The sequence below is a fragment of the Burkholderia sp. SCN-KJ genome, from assembly GCF_024656005.1.
GTDB lineage: Bacteria > Pseudomonadota > Gammaproteobacteria > Burkholderiales > Burkholderiaceae > Burkholderia.
This window is the reverse complement of record NZ_JANKOG010000010.1, coordinates 51,423-70,748: the sequence shown is the minus strand read 5'-3', so window position 1 is coordinate 70,748 and position 19,326 is coordinate 51,423. Positions and strand designations below refer to the sequence as shown.

The following is a 19,326-nucleotide window of genomic DNA, read 5'->3' as shown; positions in this document are numbered from 1 at the left end:
ATCAGTGGGGCGCCGAAACCGGCAGCCGGAACGTCATCACGGTACCGTGCCCGTCGCGCGGCGCCGCTTCGAGCGTGCCGCCATGCGCCTCGATGATCGAACGGCAGATCGCGAGGCCCATCCCCATACCGTGCGACTTCGTCGTGAAGAACGGATCGAAGATGCGATTCGCGATGTCCGCATCGATGCCGGCGCCGCGGTCGGCGATGCGGACGACCGCATGGCCGTCCTCGACCTGCGAGGCGATCTCGAGCTCGCGCGGCGCGACGAGTCCGTCCATCGCGTCGAGTGCATTGGTGACGAGGTTGAGGATCACCTGCTGGATCTGGGTCCGGTCGGCCATCGCGCGCACGCCGTCGCAGTGCAGGTCGACGCGCAGCACCACCTGCTTCGCGTCGATTTCCGTCTCGGTGAGACGCAGCATGTCGCGAATCAGGTCGTCGATCGCGACCGGCGCCAGCGCGGGCGGCGTTTGGCGCGCGAGCGATCGCAACGCGCGGACGATGTCGGCCGCGCGCACGCCGGACGCACGGATGTCGTCCAGGCTCGCGAGCGCCTCGCCGAGATCGGGTTGCGGGCCGCGCAACCAGCGCATGCCTGCGCCGGCGCTCGACACGATGCTCGTCAGCGGCTGATTGATCTCGTGCGCGATCGATGCGGCGAGTTCGCCCATCACCGTCATGTGCGCGGTGCGCGCGAGCTCGGTGCGCGCATGCCGCAGCGCGGCCTCGGTCTCGACCCGGCGCGCGTTCTCGTCGATCAGCTCCGCGTAAAGCCGCGCGGATTCGAGCGCGTTGGCCGCCTGCGGCGCGAGCACTTCCAGCATCGCGATGCGCCGCGGCGAGAACACGCCGTTGCTCAATGCATTCTCGAGATACAGCACGCCGACCAGCGCGCCCTGTTTCAACAGCGGCAGGCAGAACAGCGAGCGCGTCGGGTGCGCGCGCAGGCTGTCGACGTGATCGGGCACGCCGTCGCGCTGCGCATTCGCGAGCACGATCGGCTTGCGCGTGCGCGCGACGGTGTTCAGGATCGACAGCGGCACATCCTGTTCGGTGGGTTCGCTGCGGGCGATGTCGACGATCACGTCGCTGCCCGCGATGCGCGCCACCGCCTCGATGGTCAGCCGGTCGTGCCGGGTGAGCAGCAGCAGGCCATGGCGCGCGCCTGCGTACACGAGCATGTTGCGCATCAGCGTCTGGATCAGGCGCTCCAGCACGATTTCTTCGGACAACGAATGGGCGGCACGCATCGCGAGCGCGAAATCGAGATCCTCGCGCGCGGGCGCGGCCGGGCCGCCCGGCGACGGATCCATCACGAGGAACGGATGCTGCGCTTCCATCGCCCGCGTCTTGCCGGTCGCGCCCCAGCGCCGGTAGCACGCATGGGCGAGCCGCAACTGGTGACGGGCCTGGCCGGCGAGCCCGAGCGACGCGGCATGCTGCGCGGCCCGCTCGTGCGCGAGCGCCTGTTCGTGCACGAAGCCGTGTTCCGCCGCGAGGCTGGCCGACGTTTCGTACTGCTGCATCGCGACGACATGCTCGCCGCGCGCGCGCGCGAACTCGGCGTCGATCAGCGCGAGCTTGTTGAGAAACGTTCCGGGATTTCGCTCGCTCCACACCGCGAAGCGGGCGCGCTGGGGCGCGAAGCGTTCGAGCATGCGTTCGGGCGGCGTTGCGCCGTCGTCGCACGCGATCCCGGCCAGCACGCTGAACAGGTGGAAATCGGCAAGCATGATGTGCGCGGGCGTCGACCATGCGCTCGACGCGGCCGCATCGAGCGATGCGCGCGCCGTCGCCGCGTCGCCGAAGATGAAGGCCGCCCGGCCGGCGAGCACGTCGGTCCAGAACGCCAGGACCGACATCGGGGTCCGGGTCGAGGCACGCGCACGCCACGTGCCGATCATCCGGTCCTGGCCGAACTGCAGCGCGTCGATGAATTCCGACTGGGTGGAGACGAGATCGACGATGTCGTCGTAGCGTGCGCCGCGCGCGATCTCCAGCAGCGGGTCGATTTCGTCGCGGATCGCGGGCAGCGCCTCGCCCATCGACAACAGGTCGCTGACGATGTGGTTGCAGCTGTAGCACATCCAGCGCAGCTCGGCGCTCGCATTGCCCGCCGCTTTCGCCTCGCGCGCGCGTTCGAGTGCATAGGTGAGCGGCTGGGTCCAGACGCTCACCTGGTCGAGCGCGATCAGCGTGGCGGAGCGATAGCGTTCGAAGCCGTGGCGATCGACCAGCGCGAGCGCGACCTTCGCGAATTCGAAGCCGTCTTCATACGCGTCGTGGTGCTCGGCGATGCTGACGCCGTACCACGCGAGCCCCTGTACCGACGCGGCAGTGACACCGTGGCGCAGCGTCAGCCGCACCATCGTCGCGAAATGGAGCAGCATCAGCCCCCCGCTCGGATAGAACATCGCGGCCTCGAGCGCGGTCAGCAGCGCCATCGTGGCTTCGACGCGCGTGTCGGTCATCACGGGCAGGTCGACCAGGTCGGCGATGGCGCGGCCGTCGAGCGCCGCGCGCACCGCATCGCAGGCCGCCTCGAGATCGGCTTCGGACGGCTCGGCCGGCAGTTCGACGCCGAGCAGCGCCAGCCCGGCCAGCGCGACGTCGATGGCTTGCCGGTAGTGCGCCTCCACCGTGAGCTGCGCGGCCTTCAGCCGATGCGCCTCGGCGCGGTCGGCGGGCGTGCGCGTACGCGCCATGAGCGTGTCGATCGCGTCGGACGCCTGTGCGGTTTCGCCGGTCGCGAGCAGCAGGCCGCTGCGCAGGATGCCGATCCGGCTGGCGAGGCCGTAGTGTTGCGACCACGCATGCGGGCCGAGCAGCGATTGCGCCGACGCAAGAAACGACAACGCACGATCGCGCGCGGCGGCCGTGGCCGCGGCCTCCGCGGCGTCGGCGAGCGCACCCGCGTATGCGAGCGCGAGCGTGTCGTCGAGCGGCACGCCTTGCGCCAGTTCGATCTGGGCGGCGAGCGCCAGCAAGGATTCGGGTGACGGCGGGTTCACGCGCGCGAGCATCGCGGCGGCGATCCGGGCGTGGCGCAGCGCGCGCTCCGGGCGCCCCGTGAGTGCGTAGACGGCCTCGAGGATGCGGTCGTGAGCGAAGCGCCAGCGGTTGCCGGAGAGCGACACGAGACCCATCCGGCGCGCCGGGTCCAGCCAGAAGCGGAGTTCGGCCAGCGTTTTGTCGGCGGCCGCGCGCAACAGCGCTTCGTCGATGTCGATGCCGATACAGGCCATCAGCGCCAGCAGCGTTCGCGTTTCGTGCGGCAAGCGCTGCATCCGGACCGCGAGCAGGCTCACGACGTTCTCGGTCTCGTGGCGCGCCTCGATGTCGTCCGCATTCCATTGCCACGCTTGCCGCACCGGATCGTAGCCGAGCAGCTGCTCGTCGATCAGCGTGCGCAGCAGCTGCTGGATGTAGAACGGATTGCCGCCCGTCCTGCGATGAACGATGTCGCCGAGCCCGGACAAGCGGGCCGGCGCCTCGCCGAGCATGCCGGCGAGCATGCGCGTGACGTCGGGCGTATCGAGCGGTGCCAGCGTCAGCGACGCGACGCGGGCGCGATCGAGCTGCTCGCGCAGGCGCCGGAACGCCGGCGCGTCGTCATGCGGCGGCCCGCTCCGATAGCTGGCGACGATGCAGACATGGGCCGGCGGATCGAGCGCGATCGATGCGAGGAACGCGAGCGTCGCGTCGTCGGCCCACTGGATGTCGTCCAGAGTCATGACGAGCGGCTCGCCCGGCGCCGCGAACGCGCGGAATGCATTCACGACGATCTGGCACAGATGGAATTCGGGAATCGCATCGGTCGGGTCGAACGCGACGGGCTCGACGTCGAGCAGCCACCCGGTTTCCGGGAAGATCGCGGCAAGAAGACTGGCCTGCCGGCCCACGCAGTCGCGCAGCCGCGCGGCGATCGCCGCGATTTCGTCGTCGCGCCTCGCCAGCGCACTGCCGAACAGCGTGCGCAGCGCCTGCAGCACGGCCGCATACGGCCGCGCGGGCTGGAACCGGTCGACCGTGGCCGACGCGAACCAGGCGGTGCGCGACACGGCGCGCGCATGACGCACGAAGTGTTCGGCGAGCGCGGTCTTGCCGACGCCGGCCGGTCCGCCGACCAGCACGAGGGCCGACTCGCCGGTGCGCGTGACGGTCTCCAGGATCCCCTCGAGCAGATGAATTTCCGCGTCGCGGCCGACCGGCAGGTCGAGCGTGTGCAGACCGGCGAACGGATCGCGGCCGCCGAGCGCGAAGGGCTCGACGCGCCCCGCGGCGAGCCAGTCGTGCAGGATCCGTTCGAGATCGTGCTGCACCGCTTCACAGGACGGGTAGCGATCGGCGGGTTCCTTGGCGATCAGCTTCAGGATCAGATCGTTCAGGATGGCGGGCACGTCGCCGCGAAACGCCGCGGGCGGCGACGGCTGGATCGCGACGTGCGCGTGGACCCAGTCGGACGTCGACGCGGCCTTGTAAGGCATCGCGCCCGTCAGCAGGCGGAACAGCGTGATGCCGAACGCGTACAGGTCGGCGCGCTCGTCGACACACGTGCCTGCCGAGACTTCCGGCGCGGCGTACGCGGCGAAATCCGTGCGCATCGTGCGGTCCGCCGCCTGTTTCGTCGCGCGCTCCCGGGCATGGGCGAACGAGCGGAGCATGACGGTGCCGTCCGGTGCGATGACGAAACTGGCCGGCTGGAGATCGCCATGCAGCCAGCCGCGCCGATGCAGTTCTCCGAGCGTGCGGGCGGCGCCGATCGCCGTTTCGAGAAAGGCGTCGAGCGGCAGCCGGCCGTCGGTCAGCGTGTCGAACGCACGCACGTCCAGGCGCGGACGAACGAGCACCGGGCCGTCGGCCGCGCGGATCAGCGCCACCGGCAAGAGCGCCCAGGCCGGGTCCAGGATCCCGTTCAACGCATGTTCCTGCTCGAACTGCCGGCAGCGCTGGTCGAATTCCCAGCCGGTCTGGCACGCCGGCCACACGCGCCCCGTCGCGCGGTCGGTCAGGTCGAATGTCAGGACGTCGCCCGAACGCACCACGTTCGACAGGCGGGCACGCGCGAGCCATTCGGCATCCATTCGGTTCGTGTCGTCCGGGTTACGCAAGGGCTGATTCACGGTGGGGCGGCGGGCTGGGTGGAGGAGGGTGGAAGCGGCTCGCGATGCGGGATCGGCCGGGCTCGGTCGCGCGCGTTCGGGCCGCGACCCGTGCATTGTCCGACAGCCCGCGGGATTTTGCAGTACCTCTGCGCCCTCGCGCCCCGGCGGAAGTCGGGGCCGGACTTAAACCTATGGATAATATTCGCGGCGCCGGTTGAGACCTACGATACGGTCACGCCTCCCGGCATGCATCGGCATGGCCGGACGGGCAACCCAGGAGCGCGTCGCCTCGCGAGGCGGCGCGAGGTGGCAGGCAGCATAAGCGAGTGCGGATCATGTACACGTTCGGACGGGTGACGGTTTCCCTTGAATGCCGCGAAGTCTGTGTCGACGGGCAGCCCCGGTATATCGGCGCCCGGGCGTTCGAGATCCTCGAACTGCTGGTGAAGGCGGCCGGCCGGCTCGTGTCGAAGGACGAGATCATGCAGGCCGTGTGGCCGAACACGATCGTGGTCGAGAACAACATCCAGGTCCACGTCTCGACGCTGCGCAAGCTGTTCGGCGGCAAGCACGGGTGGATCCGGACCGAATCGGGCCGCGGCTACCGGCTCGCGCCGCCGGCCGACCATGCGATCGGCGATCGCCCGCCGCTCGCGTTCGACTCGGCAGGCAATGTCCGCGCGAGTGCTACGCCGCGCAAATGTCCGATGATTGGCCGGGAGCAGGAAGCGGCCGAACTGCACGGGCTGCTCGATCGCGAGGCGCTCGTCACGCTGGTCGGTCCCGGCGGCGTCGGCAAGACGCATCTGGCGCTGGAGGTCGCGACGGCCTGGTCGGCGGCGCACGGGATCGAGATGGTCCGGGTCGACCTGGCCGGCCTGCGGGCCGACGCGACCCTGGCGTGCGCGGTGCTGGACGCGTTCGACCTGGCGGGCGGCCCGGGCGCGGGTCCCGCCGACGTCGTCCGGGCGATCGGCGAGCAGCGCGTCGTGCTCGTGTTCGACAACGCCGAGCAGTACGTCGACGAACTGGCCGACCTGAGCGAAGCGATCGCGGACGCGAACCCGGGCGCGATACTCGTCGTGACGAGCCGGGAGCCGTTGCGGGTGGCGGGCGAGCGGGTCTATCGCGTCGGGCCGCTGTCGTTGCCGCCGGCCGGCGCGAACGCCGACGACATCGTCGCGAGCGGCGCGGTCCGGATGTTCCTGGCGCGCGCGCGCGCGATGGGTACGGATCTTCCGGCGGACGCGAAGACGCTCGACGCGATCGCAACCCTCTGCCGCCGCCTGAGCGGCCTGCCGCTCGCGCTCGAGCTCGGCGCGGCCCGTGTCGCGTCGCTCGGCATCCAGGGGCTGGCGGCGGATCTCGACAAGTCGGTGCTGTCGCTGTCCGGCGGCCTGCGCACGGCGCACCCGCGCCAGCAGACACTCCGGGCCACCATCGAGTGGAGCTATCGGCTGCTCGACGACATGGAGCGCATCGTGCTGTGCCGTCTCGCGGTGTTTCCGGATGCGTTCCGGCTCGACGCGGCCTGCGCGCTGGCCGCCTGCAACGAACTGGGTGCGGACGAGGTGCTGGACTGTCTCGTCAGCCTGGCGTCGAAATCGCTGCTGGTCGTTCATTCGGTCGGATTGTCGAAGCGCTACTCGCTGCTCGAGGTCGTGCGCGCGTATGCGCTCGAGAAGCTGGCGGAATCGGGCGAAGCCGGGCGTCTCCACGCGCGCCGCGCGTCGTTTGCGGCCGACCCGCACGCAGACGCGCTGCAGCCGGCGCCGGCCGCGCCGGTCGCCGGATCGTGGGCGTGACAGCCGGGCTGCGCGGACCTGGCGCGCAGCGGCGGCGCCTGTCGATGCGGCATGAACCGCACGGCGCTCACCTCGATTGACACCATTTAGGTTTTTATTTCATGGCCCTTGTTTGCATCATCGATGACGATGCGTCGGTCCGAAAGAGTCTTGCCAGCCTGCTGAAATCGGCGGGCCATACCGCATTGCCGTTTGAGTCGGGCGAGGAATTTCTCGCGACCGGCCCGCTGGACGACGCGGCGTGCGTGCTGCTCGACCTGAAGATGAAAGGGATGGGCGGTCTCGACGTCCAGCGCCTGCTGGTGCAGCGCAACGCGGCGCTGCCGGTCATCCTGATGTCGGCGCACGGCGACGACGAGTCGGTCCGCCGGGCGCTCGCGCAAGGCGCGGTCGCGTTCCTGCGCAAACCGTTTCCATCGGACGACCTGCTCGACCTGATCGATCAGGTCGCATCCGGCACACCGCCCGCGTGAGCGGCGCGTCCGCCGTCATGCCGCGCGCGCCGGCGTGTCCGCCCGGACTTTTCTCGGTTTATCATTCGATAATGAAGCGGATGCCTACACGAGGAATGCGATGGCGAGCACGCCGGATATGACTTCGAACCGTCACCAGGGCGCGGGCGATCCCGCGCCGATCGTCTATGTGGTCGACGACGACGAAACGCTGCGGCGCGCGCTGAGCGCACTGTTGCGTTCGGCCGGGTTTCGCGTCGAGACGTTCGCGTCGTCGCGCGCGTTCCTCGCATTCGAGCGGCCCGACGTGCCGAGCTGCCTGATCCTCGACGTGCGCCTGGCCGACGAGAGCGGACTTGCCGTCCAGGAGGAAGCGGTGCGCGCGGGCCTGAACGTGCCGATCCTGTTCATGACGGGTTACGGCGACGTGGCCACCACCGTCAAGGCCATGAAGGGCGGCGCGCTCGATTTCCTGACCAAGCCGTTCGACGACGACACGATGCTCGATGCCGTCGGCCGCGCGCTGGCCCGCGACGGCGAACGCCTCGCGCGCGAGCGTGCGCTGGATGCGGTGCGGCAGGCCTATGCGTCGTTGACGCCGCGCGAACGCGAAGTGATGAGCCAGGTGATCGCGGGCCTGATGAACAAGCAGATCGCGTCGAATCTCGGGCTGCAGGAAATCACGGTGAAGGTGCATCGTGCGCAGGTGATGAAGAAGATGCAGGTCCGCACGCTGCCGGATCTCGTGCGCCAGGCCGAAGCGCTCGGCGTGCGCCCGGCGGGGGCGGGTGGCAGAGCGGGTGACTGAGCAGGTGACCGTGCAACAACGCAAAAACGTTAGGTAAGCTTAAGAGCGGCATGAAAACGTCTGACGCCGTTCCGGCGAACGCGCGGCGCGCGTTCGTGCAGCGTCACAAGCGTCCGGCGCGACGTGCGTCGCCGGCCGGCGCGGACACCGACGCCGGCGGCGTCCATCCGCCGCCCAGCGCGCGCACCAGGCCGATCGTCGCGATGGCGAGCGACTGGCGGCTGTGGATCAGCTGGCGTTGCGCGCTCAGTGCATCGCGGTCCGCGTCGATCACCTCGAGATAGCTGACGTAGCCGTGCGCATAACGGCTCAGCGACAACCGCGCGGCCGCCTCGGTCGCGTGCGCCGCGCTGTCGTAGCGCGCGATCCGCTCCTTCTGCGCGGCGATGTCGTTGAGCGCGTCCTGAACCTCGCGCAGCGCGCCGAGCGCGGTCGCGCGATAGTTCGCGTCGGCAAGGTCCGCGCCGGCCGTCGCGGCGGCCACCGCGGCGTCGCGCTTGCCGCCGTCGAACAGCGTTTCGGCGACGCTCGCGCCGAGCCCCCACAGCGAACTGTTGCGATCGAGAAACGTGCCGAGATCGCGGCTCGCGAAACCGCCCTGCGCGGTCAGCGTCAACGTCGGCAGCCACGCGGTGCGGGCGACGCCGATCTCGAGCGACGCCGCGTCGGCGCGGCGCGCGGCCGCGTAGACGTCGGGCCGTTGCGCGAGCAGCGCGGACGGCAGGCCGGGCGGCACGTCCGGCACGCGCACGAGCGATGCGGTGGGCGCGACGGCGAATGCGGTCGGCGACACGCCGGTCAGCACCGCGAGCGCGTCGACGAGGTTCTCGCGCAGCCGCCGGCTGTCCGCGAGATCGGCGCGTGCGGTATCGAGATCGGCCGACGCGCGCAGCGCGTCGAGATCGCTCGCCGCGCCGGCCCGCACGCGCGCGGCGATCACGTCGAGCGCGGTGCGGCGCAGCTCGATCGCGCGCGCGAGCGTCGTGAGATCCTGTTCGACGAAATGGAGCGTCAGGTAGTCGGTCGCGACGTCGGTCGCCACGCGCAGGCGCACCGCCGCGCGATCCGCATCCGCCTGCAGCACGTTCTGCCGGCCAATCTCGGCGTCGCCGCGCAGGCGGCCCCACAGATCGACTTCGTAGCTCGCGGTGAACGGCACCGACCAGTTGTGCATCGTGCGTTTCGGCAATGCGTTGTCGACCGTGCCCGACACGCGCGAGCGGCTGAACGACGGCGCGACACCGACGGTGGGCGCCAGCGCGGCTTCGCGCACGCCGAGCAGCGCCTGCGCCTGGTCGACGCGCGCCGCGGCGGCGCGAAGGTCGGGATTGCCGGCGAGCGCGGCCTCGACGAGCGTGACGAGCGGCGGCGCGCCGAACCATGCGGGCCACTCGGCGAGCGGCGCGGCGGGTGGGTTCGCCGCATCCGCATGGCGGAACGGGGCCGGTCCGACCGGTACGGGCGCAAGCGGCCGCGGCGCGATCGTGCACGCGCTCAGCAGGCCGGCGGCGAGCAGGGCGGCGAACGGGGTGGCGATGCGGATCATGGCTGCGTGCGCTCGGGCTGCAGCGTGACGACGACCGACAGGCCGGGCCGGATGCGCGGCTCGGTCGCTGCCTGCGCGTCGAGCAGGATCTTCACGGGCACCCGCTGCGTGACCTTCGTGAAGTTGCCGGTCGCGTTGTCGGGCGGCAGCAACGAAAACTGCCCGCCGGTCGCGGGCGACAGGCTGTCGACGTGGCCGCTGAAGGTCCGCTCCGGCAGCGCGTCGAAGCGCAATTGCACGGCGTCGCCGGTACGTACGTGCCGCAGCTGCGTTTCGCGGAAGTTCGCGACCACCCACGGATGCGGCTCGACGAGCGTGAGCAGCGCCTGGCCGGGCGCGACGTGCTCGCCGGTCTCGACGGTCTTCTTGCCGACGTAGCCGTCCGACGGCGCGACGACGGTCGTGTATTGCAACTGGAGTTCCGCGTCGCGCAGCTCGGCGTCGTTCTGGTTCGACACGGCGGCCGCCGCCTGCCACGCGGCCTGCGCGCTGCGCCATTGCGCGTCGGCTGCGTCGATGCGCGCGCGGGCCGACTTGCGGGCCGCGTTGGCCGCATCGAATTCCTGCTGCGACAGCCCGCGCGGCGTTTCGCGGGTCAGCTCGCGGGCCCGCGCGTAATCGAGCTCGGCCTTCTCGGCATCCGCATGTGCCGACACGCGCGTCGCATCGGCCTGCTCGACCAGCGCCTTCGCGCGGCTCGCATCGGCGTGGGCCTGCGCGACGCGCGCCCGCTGCAGCGCGACGCGCACGTCGAAATCGCGCGAGTCGAGCCGCACGAGCGGCTCGCCCGCATGCACGAACCGGTTGTCGTCCACCAGCACGCGCTCGACCGTGCCGGCCACGCGCGGCGAGATCACGTGCAGATGGCCGGTCACGTACGCGTCGTCGGTGCCGCGTTCGTGCGCATCGTATTCGTAGACCAGCAGCGCGACGAGCAGCAGCGCGCCGGTGGCGATCAGCACGACCGGCCACTTGCGCGAACGCGCGGCGGGAACGGACGGCGAGTCCGGCGGGTTCGGGGTCATGATCGGGATACTCCATCGTACGGACGACTTTCTTCGTATCGCGCTATGCTTGCGCGAGCCTCATATGCGGGAGCCGCTCGACGATGAACACCACGTTCGCCCCCGGTGGCGCGACACCGGGGCCGGCCGCCGCGCCGGCCGCCGACATACCGACGTTTCGCTCGATCGCCGCGATCGCGTCCGTGCTGCTCGGCGCGATCATCGCGACGCTGACGTCGCGCATCACGTCGCTCGGGCTCGCCGACGTGCGCGGCGCACTCGGCGTCGGGTTCGACGAAGGCGCGTGGATCAACACGGCGTTCACCGCGTCGCAGATGTTCATCGGCCCGCTCGCGATCGCGGCGGCCTTCGTGTTCGGCACGCGCCGCGTACTGCTGGCGGGTGCCTCGGTGTTTCTCGTCGTCGAAACCGTGCTGCCGCTGTGCACGAACTTCGGAACCTTCATCGCGTTCCAGAGCCTCGCCGGCCTCGCGTCCGGCGTGTTCGTGCCGCTGACCGTCGGGTTCGTCGTCCGCACGCTGCCGCCGCGGCTGATCCCGTTCGGCATCGCCGCGTATGCGATGAACCTCGAGATGTCGCTGAACCTGTCCGCGACGCTCGAAGGCTGGTACAGCGAACACCTGAGCTGGCGCTGGCTGTTCTGGCAGAACGCGCTGCTGACGGTGCCGTTCATCGTCTGCCTGCTGCTGTCGCTGTCGAACGAGCCGGTCAAGCGTTTCGTGTCGGGCATCGACACGCGCGGCATGCTGCTCGGTGCCGGCGGGTTCGCGTGCCTGTGCATCGCGCTCGACCAGGGCGAACGGCTGTTCTGGTTCCAGTCGCCGCTGATCGTCGCGCTGCTGTGCATCGGCATCCTGATGATTGCCGCGTTCCTGATCCACGAACTCACGTCCCGACAGGCCGGGCTCGATCTCGGCTACCTCGCGCTGCCCAACGTCGCGCTGCTGATCCTGCTCGTCGGTCTCGTGCGCTTCACCGTGCTCAACACGAGTTTCATTCCGTCGGTGTTTCTCGCGAGCACCTACGGGCTTCGCCCGCTGCAGATCGGCGATACGCTGCGCTGGATCGCGATTCCGCAATTGCTGTTCGCGCCGTGCGTCGCGTGGCTGCTGCAGCGCGTCGATCCGCGCCGGCTGATCGTTGCCGGTTTCCTGATGGTGGCGGTCGCGTTCGCGCTCGGCGCGCGTCTCACGCCCGCGTGGGCCGAGCCCGACTTCATCCCGTCGCAACTGCTCCAGGCGCTGGGGCAGACGATGGCGCTCACGTCGGTCATCTTCTTCTTCGGCAAGCATGTGACGGCCGAGCACGCGCTGACGTTCGGCGCCGTCGTGCAGACGACGCGCCTGCTGAGCGGGCAGCTCGGCACGACGTCGATCGCGGTGATCCAGCGCATCATGGAGGCTACCCATTCGAATCTCGTCGGTCTGCATGTCACGCTGTCTGATCCGCAAACGCTCGCGCGGCTGCGGGCTGGCGCGGCGTCGCTCGTGTCGCACGGCGCCACCTTCGCCACGGGCGACCAGGCGACCTATGCGCTGCTCGACCGGGCGGTCCGGGTCCAGGCGACCACGCTCGCGCTCGCGGACAATTTCCGGGTCGCGATGGCGTTCGCCGTCGCGGGGGTGTTGATCGGCATCCTGCTCAGGCCGGCGCGCGCGCCGTCGCCATGAGCCCCCGGCATCGCGCAGCGACGATCTTAGCGATCGCGCTCGCCGCGACGGAACGGCGCCGGGCTGAAAATTCCTGAATCTTCCTGAACGGCGCGACGGCGCCAGGGCCGCGCGCGCCGTGCCGCAGCGCTTACGCCTTCAGGAACGCGAGCAGTTCGGCATTGATCACGTCGGCATTGACGACGCACATCCCGTGCGCGCCGCCGGGGATCACCTTCAGCTGCGCGTGCTTTACGATCTTCGCGGACAAGCGCGCCGAATCGTCGATCGGCACGATCTGGTCGTCGTCGCCGTGCAGGATCAGCGTCGGCACGTCGATCTTCTTCAGGTCCTCGGTGTAGTCGACCTCGGAGAATTCCCTGACGCACTGATACTGGCCGTACACGCCGCCCATCATGCCTTGCGCCCAGAACGCGTCGATCGTGCCTTGCGACACCTTGACGTTCGGCCGGTTGAAGCCGAAGAACGGCACCGCGAGATCCTTGTAGAACTGCGAACGGTTCTCGGCGACGTTCTTGCGGATGCCGTCGAACACGTCCATCGGCAGGCCGCCCGGATTCGACGCCGATTTCACCATCTGCGGCGGCACCGCGCCGATCAGCACGGCCTTCGCCACGCGCTTCGTGCCGTGCCGGCCGATGTAGTGCGCGACTTCGCCGCCGCCGGTGGAATGGCCGACGAGCGTGGCCTCGCGCAGGTCGAGCGCATTCATCAGCGCCGCCAGGTCGTCGGCGTACGTGTCCATGTCGTTGCCTTGCGACGGCTGGCTCGAGCGGCCGTGACCGCGCCGGTCGTGCGCGATCACGCGGTAGCCGTGCTGCACGAGGGACAGCATCTGCGCATCCCACGCATCGGCGCACAGCGGCCAGCCGTGCGAGAACACGACCGGACGGCCGCTGCCCCAGTCCTTGAAGTAAATCTGCGTACCGTCTTTGGTGGTGATCGTGTTCATCGCATGGGCTCCTTGATGGGCGGAAGCGGCGTGTTTGGGGGCGGCAGCGGCGGCAGCGGCCGGCAGCGCGGCGGCGGCAACGGCGGTCGCGCCGGCCAGCAGCATGTCTCGGCGGCGCGCCGAGGGAATGGCGTCGTGATCTGCGGGACGCATGAGGACTCCTTGAACGTGCGGTGCAATGGTGCCGCGTTGGATTTGAAGGGTTTCGGATCTGCCCGCGAGCGGCGCTCGCGCGGGCGGCCGGCGCGTTCGCGTTCGCGCGCCGGCAGGCACGCAAGGGCACGAACGAACGCCGACAGGAGGCTATCCCGCGACCGCGCGGCGCGTACTGAAATCGTGCTGAATTGTCATGAACGCGGCCACCGCGCGCCACGCGAGCGCGCTCGCCAGAAAAATTAAGCCCCGCGTAAAGACTCTTCAGCGGCGGCCCGTTATCGTCGGCATCAGGTCATCCCGTCGCGGGTCTTGCCGGTTCGCGGCGGCGGATGACGCATCGCGATGCGTGCGGGTGCGAGACATCCGGCCCGTCGCCACTTGCCCGGATACGCCGCCATGGACGCCTTCAATCGCTGGGAACACGTGATGACGCTGCTCGACCCGTCGGCAGCCGCGCGCCGCCACGCGCCGCCGCCACTTCGCGACCCGGACGCCGCGTGCCGTCGCCACCGCGACGAAGTGCCGGCCGCGTCGAGCGGCGGCATGCGCCGCCGGTGCGCGATCGTCGCGGCCGAGCGGCAGACCGATTCGTCGGTCCTGATATCGTGGAGCGATCCCACGCGCTTTCGCTACGACGAGCAGCGCTGGATCAGCGCCAAGTCGCGCGGTCTCGGGCGCTGCGCGCTGACCGGCATCACGATCCGTGCCGGCGATGCGATCTACAAGCCGCAATGGCGCGGCGCGAAGCGCCCGGCGAACTATCGGGACGTGATCCTCACGTCCGAGCTGAACCGCTTCATCGCCAGGCTGTCGCGGTCATGACGCGGCACCTCGCGCACCGTCCGTCGGCACCGGCCGGCGGCCGCCTTTTCACCACCGAGGGATCCGCATGAGCACGTTCACGACACGCGACGGCGTTTCGATTCACTACAAGGACTGGGGCGCCGGCCGCCCGGTCGTGTTCATTCACGGCTGGCCGCTGAATGCGGACATGTGGGACGTCCAGATGCATCATCTCGCGTCGCACGGCATGCGCTGCATCGCCTACGACCGGCGCGGCTTCGGCCGCTCCGGCCAGCCGTGGACGGGTTACGACTACGACACGCTGGCCGACGATCTCGCGACGCTGATCGAGACGCTCGGGCTGCGCGACGTGACGCTCGTCGGCTTTTCGATGGGCGGCGGCGAGGTGGCGCGCTACATCGGCCGGCACGGTACGCGGCACATCGCGAAAGCCGTGTTGATCGGCGCGGTGACGCCGCTGGTCGCGCGCCGCGACGATCATCCCGACGGTGTCGACGTTGCCGTGTTCGACGGCATTCGCTCGGGCATCGTCGCGGATCGCGCGGCGTTCCTCGAAAACTTCTGGCCGCTGTTCACCGGTTCGAACCGGCCCGCGTCGACGATTTCGCGCGCGGCGCTCGACTGGACGACCTTCATGGCGTTGCAGGCCGGGTTGAAGGGCACGCTCGATTGCGTCGGGGCGTTTTCCGAAACCGATTTCAGGGCGGATCTCGAGCGGTTCGACGTGCCGACGCTCGTGATCCACGGCGACGACGACCAGACGGTGCCACTCGCGCTGACGGGCGCCGCGACCGCGAAGCGCGTGCCGCGAGCGACGCTGAGCGTCTACGAGGGCGGGCCGCACGCGCTGTATCTGACGCACGCGCAACGCCTGAACGACGAACTGCTGGCGTTCGTCCGCGCGTGATGCGGCGGCGGAGCGACGCGGCGCGGCGGACACGGCCGGCCGCTCGCGCTCACTCCGCCCAGTTCGACCCGGGCACCAGGCCGCAGAAATTCGTCCGACGATAGTCCGGGGTGCAATGCTCGGGCACCTCGGCAGCGCAAAGAGATCCGTTTCGACACCCGCGCCACGCAATGCCGTCAGCGGTCTCATGTATGGATGAATGCCAACGGCTGCATGCAACGCGGCGGCGTACGGCAATTCGGCATCGAATGCGATGCCGCGGCGCATATCGATGATCGATGCAAATGCGAACACGCGCATCGCATGCAGGAACAAAAGTTTTTTCCCGCAACATCGGCGCAATTCATTCAAATCGCCACGGCAAGTGATTCGCGCAAAAGCAAATCAGGAATGGCGGCGCTTTTATCACACCAAACAGGTTCATTGGTGAATCGCTGTTTCGCCTGTTGCCGAGGCCGGACGAGGTGCAGCGCGAATACCGGCCTGCGGCGGACATTCACGGTTGTCGTCGATTCAAAAAATTTGCTCATTGGCTTCTAATAATTTGAATCAATGGATGCTTAAAATGCCGTAGCATCTGCATCACCGGTGTCATTTCCGACAGGGCATCGATGAATGGAAAGCGATTAAGAATTCAAATGATCCGGATTGGAACCCTTCACGTTTTCCTCGACAGGCGTGAAATTCGCTCGAACGGCAAACTGCTGCGAATCGGCAGTCGCGCATTCGAAATTCTCGAACTCCTGATTCGGGCGAACGGCGCGTTGGTATCGAAAGACGAGATCATGCAGCGCGTGTGGCCGCACACGGTCGTGGAGGAAAACAACCTGCAGGTGCATGTCGCCGCGTTGCGCAAGGCGCTCGCCGACAACCGGAACCTGATCATCACGGTGCCGGGGCGCGGCTACCGGCTGGTCGCCGGGCAAGCGCAAGCGCCGGCCGCGGCGCCCGTGCGTCCCGCGACATCGCGGCTGGCGCCCGCGCCGACCGCACTCATCGGCCGCGAGCAGACGGTCGCGGACGTCCTCGCGGCGCTCGACACCGCGCGCGTCGTGACGCTGGTCGGTGCGGGCGGCATCGGCAAGACGCGGGTGGCGCTCGAAGCGGCCATGCGGGCCGAAGCGCGCTTTCCGGATGGCGCCGCGTTCGTATCGCTGGCCACGGTGGCGTGCCCGCACTTCGTGCCCGACGCGCTGGCCGGCGCGTTCGGCCTCGTGCACCCGGCCGGGTCGCTGACGCTCGAAGCCGTGCTCGCCAGCGTCGCGCATCGGCGGATGCTGCTCGTGCTCGACAATTGCGAACACCTGCTCGATGCCGCCGCGCGGATCGCGACCGCGCTGACCGAGTCGGATACCGGTTTGTGCGTCCTGGCGACCAGCCGCGAGGCGCTGCGGATCCAGGGCGAGCGGCTGTGTCCGGTTCCGCCGCTCGAGGTACCCGCCGAGGGCGCCGACGAACGCGAGACCGCGGGCGCGAGCGCGGTGCAGCTGTTCTCGGCGCGCGCCCGCGCCGCCGACCCGCGCTTTCCGCTCGACGAACGCTGCCTGGCGCTGATGGCATCGGTATGCCGGCGTCTCGACGGGCTGCCGCTCGCGATCGAACTGGCCGCGGCCCGCGCGGCCGTGCTCGGCATCGACGTGCTCGCCACGCATCTCGACGACCATTTCCGGCTGCTGACCGGTGGTTTTCGCACGGCGTTGCCGCGTCATCAGACGCTGCAGGCGATGTACGACTGGAGCTATCGCCTGCTCGACGACGCGGAGCGCCTGCTGCTGCGCTGGCTCGGGGTGTTCCGCGACAGCTTCTCGATCGACGCGGTGCGCGACATCGTCGGAACGAAGGGGCTCGTCGACGCGGCGCTGCTCGACGCGATCGCGGGCCTCGTGTCGAAATCGCTGCTGAGCCTCGAGAGCGCGCATGGCGCGCCGCGCTACCGGCTGCTGACGACGACGCGCGCGTACGCGCTGCAGCAGCTCGAGACCAACGGCGAATGCACGGCCGCGGCGCTCGCGCACGCGCGCTACTTCCTGGCGCTGTTCCGGCGTGCGCCCGGCAGCGACGACGGACGGCTCGCCGAATCGCGGCTCGACGTGATCCGGCGCGAACTCGGCAATCTGCGCGCGGCGCTCGACTGGGCGTTTTCGCCGAACGGCGACGCGCGGGTCGGCATCGCGCTGGCGGCGGTCGCGGTGCCGTGCCTGTTCGACCTGTCGCTCGTGGACGAGTGTCGCGAACGGGCGCGCGCGGCGCTCGACGCGATGCGCGATCTCGACGAGACGCCCGCGTGCGCCGACGCGCGCGTGCGGCTGCTGGCCGCGTATGCGGCCGCGCTCGCGCATACGTCGGGGCCGACGCAGATCGCGCACGACGCATGGTCGGCGGTGCACGCGCTCGGGTTCGAGGCGGGCGAGGCCGAACTGCCGCCGCGCGACGCGTAGCGCGGCGCGCCGACCGCGCATTCAGAACGTTTCAGGTCGAACACAGGACCCGGCCGGCCGGCGGGTCTACATTGCATGCGCGGGGACTGTCCGCTCATCGCTGTCGCGACGCCATCGACTGCCGGCGCAGGGTCCCCGCCCGTCGCGAAGCACGCCCTCAGCCCATTCCAGCATGCCGAACCTGTCCGTCACGGTCGCTTACGGCGCGCCGATCGTTCTTGCCGACCTGATCGCCTGGCGGCTGCTCGGGCGCGGCCGTTCGACGACGAAAGCCGTGTGGCGCTGCGTATCGTTCGCAGCGTTGACCTACGTGCTGTTCTCGACCGGCGTGAGCCCGCTCGCGGTGCCGCCGTCGCCCGACCGGTTCGACCGGCTCGCGATCCAGGTGATCGGCGTCGCATGGTGGCTGCAGTGCGCGCTGGTGTTCAGCCTGATGCTCGATCATCTGCTGCTGCCGCGCGCATGGCGCAACCAGCGGCTGTTCCACGACATCGCCGCGGGCGCCGTGTTCGGCGCGGCCGCCGTCGCCGCGCTGGGCTACGTGCTCGGGCTGCCGCTCAGCGGCGTGGTCGCGACGTCGGGGGCGGTCGCCGTCATCCTCGGGCTCGCGGTCCAGAACACGCTGAACGACGTGTTCTCGGGCCTGGTGCTGAATACCACGCAGCCGTTTCGTCTCGGCGATACGGTGGCGATCGGCGCGCTGGAAGGGCGCGTCGTCGAAAGCAACTGGCGCGCGACCAAGCTGATCGACAGCCTCGGCAATCTGGTCGTCGTGCCGAACAGCGTCGCGGCCAAGGCGGCGATCGTCAACCTGAGCGAACCGGCGAACGTGTACGGCGTGACGCTGACGATCGAGCTCGACCCGCAGGCGCGGCCCGCGGTCGTCGTCGATGCGCTCGCGCATGCCGCGGCCAGTTCGCTGGACGTGCTCGCCAGTCCGGCGCCGATCCCGATCGTCAAGGCGTTCAGGACCAACTCGATCGAATACGAACTCGTCTGTTACGTCGACTCGCTGCAGAAAAAGATCGACGTCCGCAACCGGCTCTACGATCTGGCCCACCGGCATCTGGCTGCCGCGGACGTCGCGCTGCGCCCGCTGACGGGCGCGCCGGCGGCACCCCGCGCGGCGTCGCGCGGGGAACGCCTGCTGCGCGCGGTCGAGCTGTTCAGGCAGCTCGACGACGCGGACCTGGCGGTGCTGGCCGATGCGCTCGCGTCACGCGTGTTCAACAAGGGCGAGGTGATCTACGCGTCGAATTCCGACGCGCGCCTGCTGACGATCGTCGCGGCCGGCGTCGCGGCGGTGTTCGTGCCCGGCGCGACGGGCGACACGGAAGTCAGGCGGATGGCGCCCGGCGACGCGATCGGCCAGTCCGTCGTGCTCGCCGGCACGCAGCTGCATGCGAGCGTCTACGCAGTGACGGCCGTGACGGCCTATCAGCTGAGCAGTCGCGACCTGTCGCCGCTGATCGCGAGGAAGCCCGAACTGGGGCGGCTGATGTGCGAATCGCTCACCGAGCACATCGCGACCGAGGAGAAGATGCGGATGCCGCCGGCCGCGAGCGCGCATGCGTCGTTCAGCCTGATCGAGTGGCTCGAGAAGGAGATGAGGCGCCTGCACGATTCGTTCGGCTGACGCGGCGGGCGGCGGGCAAT

At 69.6% G+C, this 19,326-nt stretch carries 13 protein-coding genes; 9 read left to right on the top strand and 4 right to left on the bottom strand.

The genetic code is table 11. The annotated features are described in order from the left end of the window. Nucleotide 1: 1 nt before the first annotated feature. Nucleotides 2–5,086 (bottom strand): ATP-binding sensor histidine kinase, encoded by a 5,085-nt coding sequence (locus NQV17_RS18150; protein ID WP_257773303.1) that lies wholly within the window; start codon nt 5,084–5,086, stop codon nt 2–4. A 356-nt stretch (nt 5,087–5,442) separates the two neighbouring features. Between NQV17_RS18150 and NQV17_RS18145 the strand changes: the two genes are divergently transcribed. The 3 genes from NQV17_RS18145 to NQV17_RS18135 all read left to right on the top strand — a co-directional run bounded on the left by NQV17_RS18145 (nt 5,443) and on the right by NQV17_RS18135 (nt 8,172). Next, nucleotides 5,443–6,912: a winged helix-turn-helix domain-containing protein gene (locus tag NQV17_RS18145; RefSeq protein ID WP_257773302.1), complete on the top strand. Its 1,470-nt coding sequence runs from the start codon at nt 5,443–5,445 to the stop codon at nt 6,910–6,912. Between the two features lie 101 nt (nt 6,913–7,013). Then, nucleotides 7,014–7,385: a response regulator transcription factor gene (locus tag NQV17_RS18140; protein WP_044847117.1), complete on the top strand. Its 372-nt coding sequence runs from the start codon at nt 7,014–7,016 to the stop codon at nt 7,383–7,385. Nucleotides 7,386–7,503: 118 nt separating this feature from the next. Next, nucleotides 7,504–8,172: a response regulator transcription factor gene (locus NQV17_RS18135; protein ID WP_235879315.1), complete on the top strand. Its 669-nt coding sequence runs from the start codon at nt 7,504–7,506 to the stop codon at nt 8,170–8,172. Nucleotides 8,173–8,275: 103 nt separating this feature from the next. On the opposite strand, the gene NQV17_RS18130 is transcribed toward NQV17_RS18135, so the two are convergent. Further along, a complete protein-coding gene (locus NQV17_RS18130; protein ID WP_257773301.1) occupies nt 8,276–9,718 on the bottom strand; it encodes an efflux transporter outer membrane subunit in 1,443 nt (480 codons plus the stop codon). Beyond that, nucleotides 9,715–10,743, bottom strand: a complete 1,029-nt coding sequence (locus tag NQV17_RS18125) for an HlyD family secretion protein (RefSeq protein ID WP_257773300.1) — start codon at nt 10,741–10,743, stop codon at nt 9,715–9,717. The genes NQV17_RS18130 and NQV17_RS18125 overlap by 4 nt, the downstream gene beginning before the upstream one ends. A gap of 83 nt (nt 10,744–10,826) precedes the next feature. Here NQV17_RS18125 and NQV17_RS18120 point away from each other — a divergent pair, with 83 nt between their 5' ends. Beyond that, entirely contained in the window at nt 10,827–12,413 is a 1,587-nt protein-coding gene (locus tag NQV17_RS18120) for an MFS transporter (protein ID WP_257773299.1), read from the top strand. 130 nt (nt 12,414–12,543) lie between these two features. Here the strand turns inward: NQV17_RS18120 and NQV17_RS18115 are convergent, their stop codons facing one another. Beyond that, nucleotides 12,544–13,365, bottom strand: coding sequence for an alpha/beta fold hydrolase (locus NQV17_RS18115; RefSeq protein WP_257773298.1), 822 nt, complete (start codon nt 13,363–13,365; stop codon nt 12,544–12,546). Nucleotides 13,366–13,917: 552 nt separating this feature from the next. Here NQV17_RS18115 and NQV17_RS18110 point away from each other — a divergent pair. The 5 genes from NQV17_RS18110 (at nt 13,918) to NQV17_RS18090 (ending at nt 19,306) form a co-directional block, all read left to right on the top strand. Then, the gene (locus NQV17_RS18110; protein WP_124521082.1) at nt 13,918–14,343 is read left to right on the top strand and encodes a DUF3331 domain-containing protein; all 426 of its coding nucleotides are present in this window, start codon (nt 13,918–13,920) and stop codon (nt 14,341–14,343) included. Nucleotides 14,344–14,410: 67 nt separating this feature from the next. Next, nucleotides 14,411–15,232, top strand: a complete 822-nt coding sequence (locus NQV17_RS18105; RefSeq protein WP_257773297.1) for an alpha/beta fold hydrolase — start codon at nt 14,411–14,413, stop codon at nt 15,230–15,232. A gap of 195 nt (nt 15,233–15,427) precedes the next feature. Continuing rightward, on the top strand, nt 15,428–15,772 hold the full coding sequence (locus NQV17_RS18100; protein ID WP_257773296.1) for a hypothetical protein: 345 nt from the start codon (nt 15,428–15,430) through the stop codon (nt 15,770–15,772). Nucleotides 15,773–15,870: 98 nt separating this feature from the next. Further along, entirely contained in the window at nt 15,871–17,670 is a 1,800-nt protein-coding gene (locus tag NQV17_RS18095) for a helix-turn-helix transcriptional regulator (protein WP_257773464.1), read from the top strand. 172 nt (nt 17,671–17,842) lie between these two features. Continuing rightward, nucleotides 17,843–19,306 (top strand): mechanosensitive ion channel family protein, encoded by a 1,464-nt coding sequence (locus NQV17_RS18090; RefSeq protein WP_257773295.1) that lies wholly within the window; start codon nt 17,843–17,845, stop codon nt 19,304–19,306. Nucleotides 19,307–19,326 lie beyond the last annotated feature (20 nt).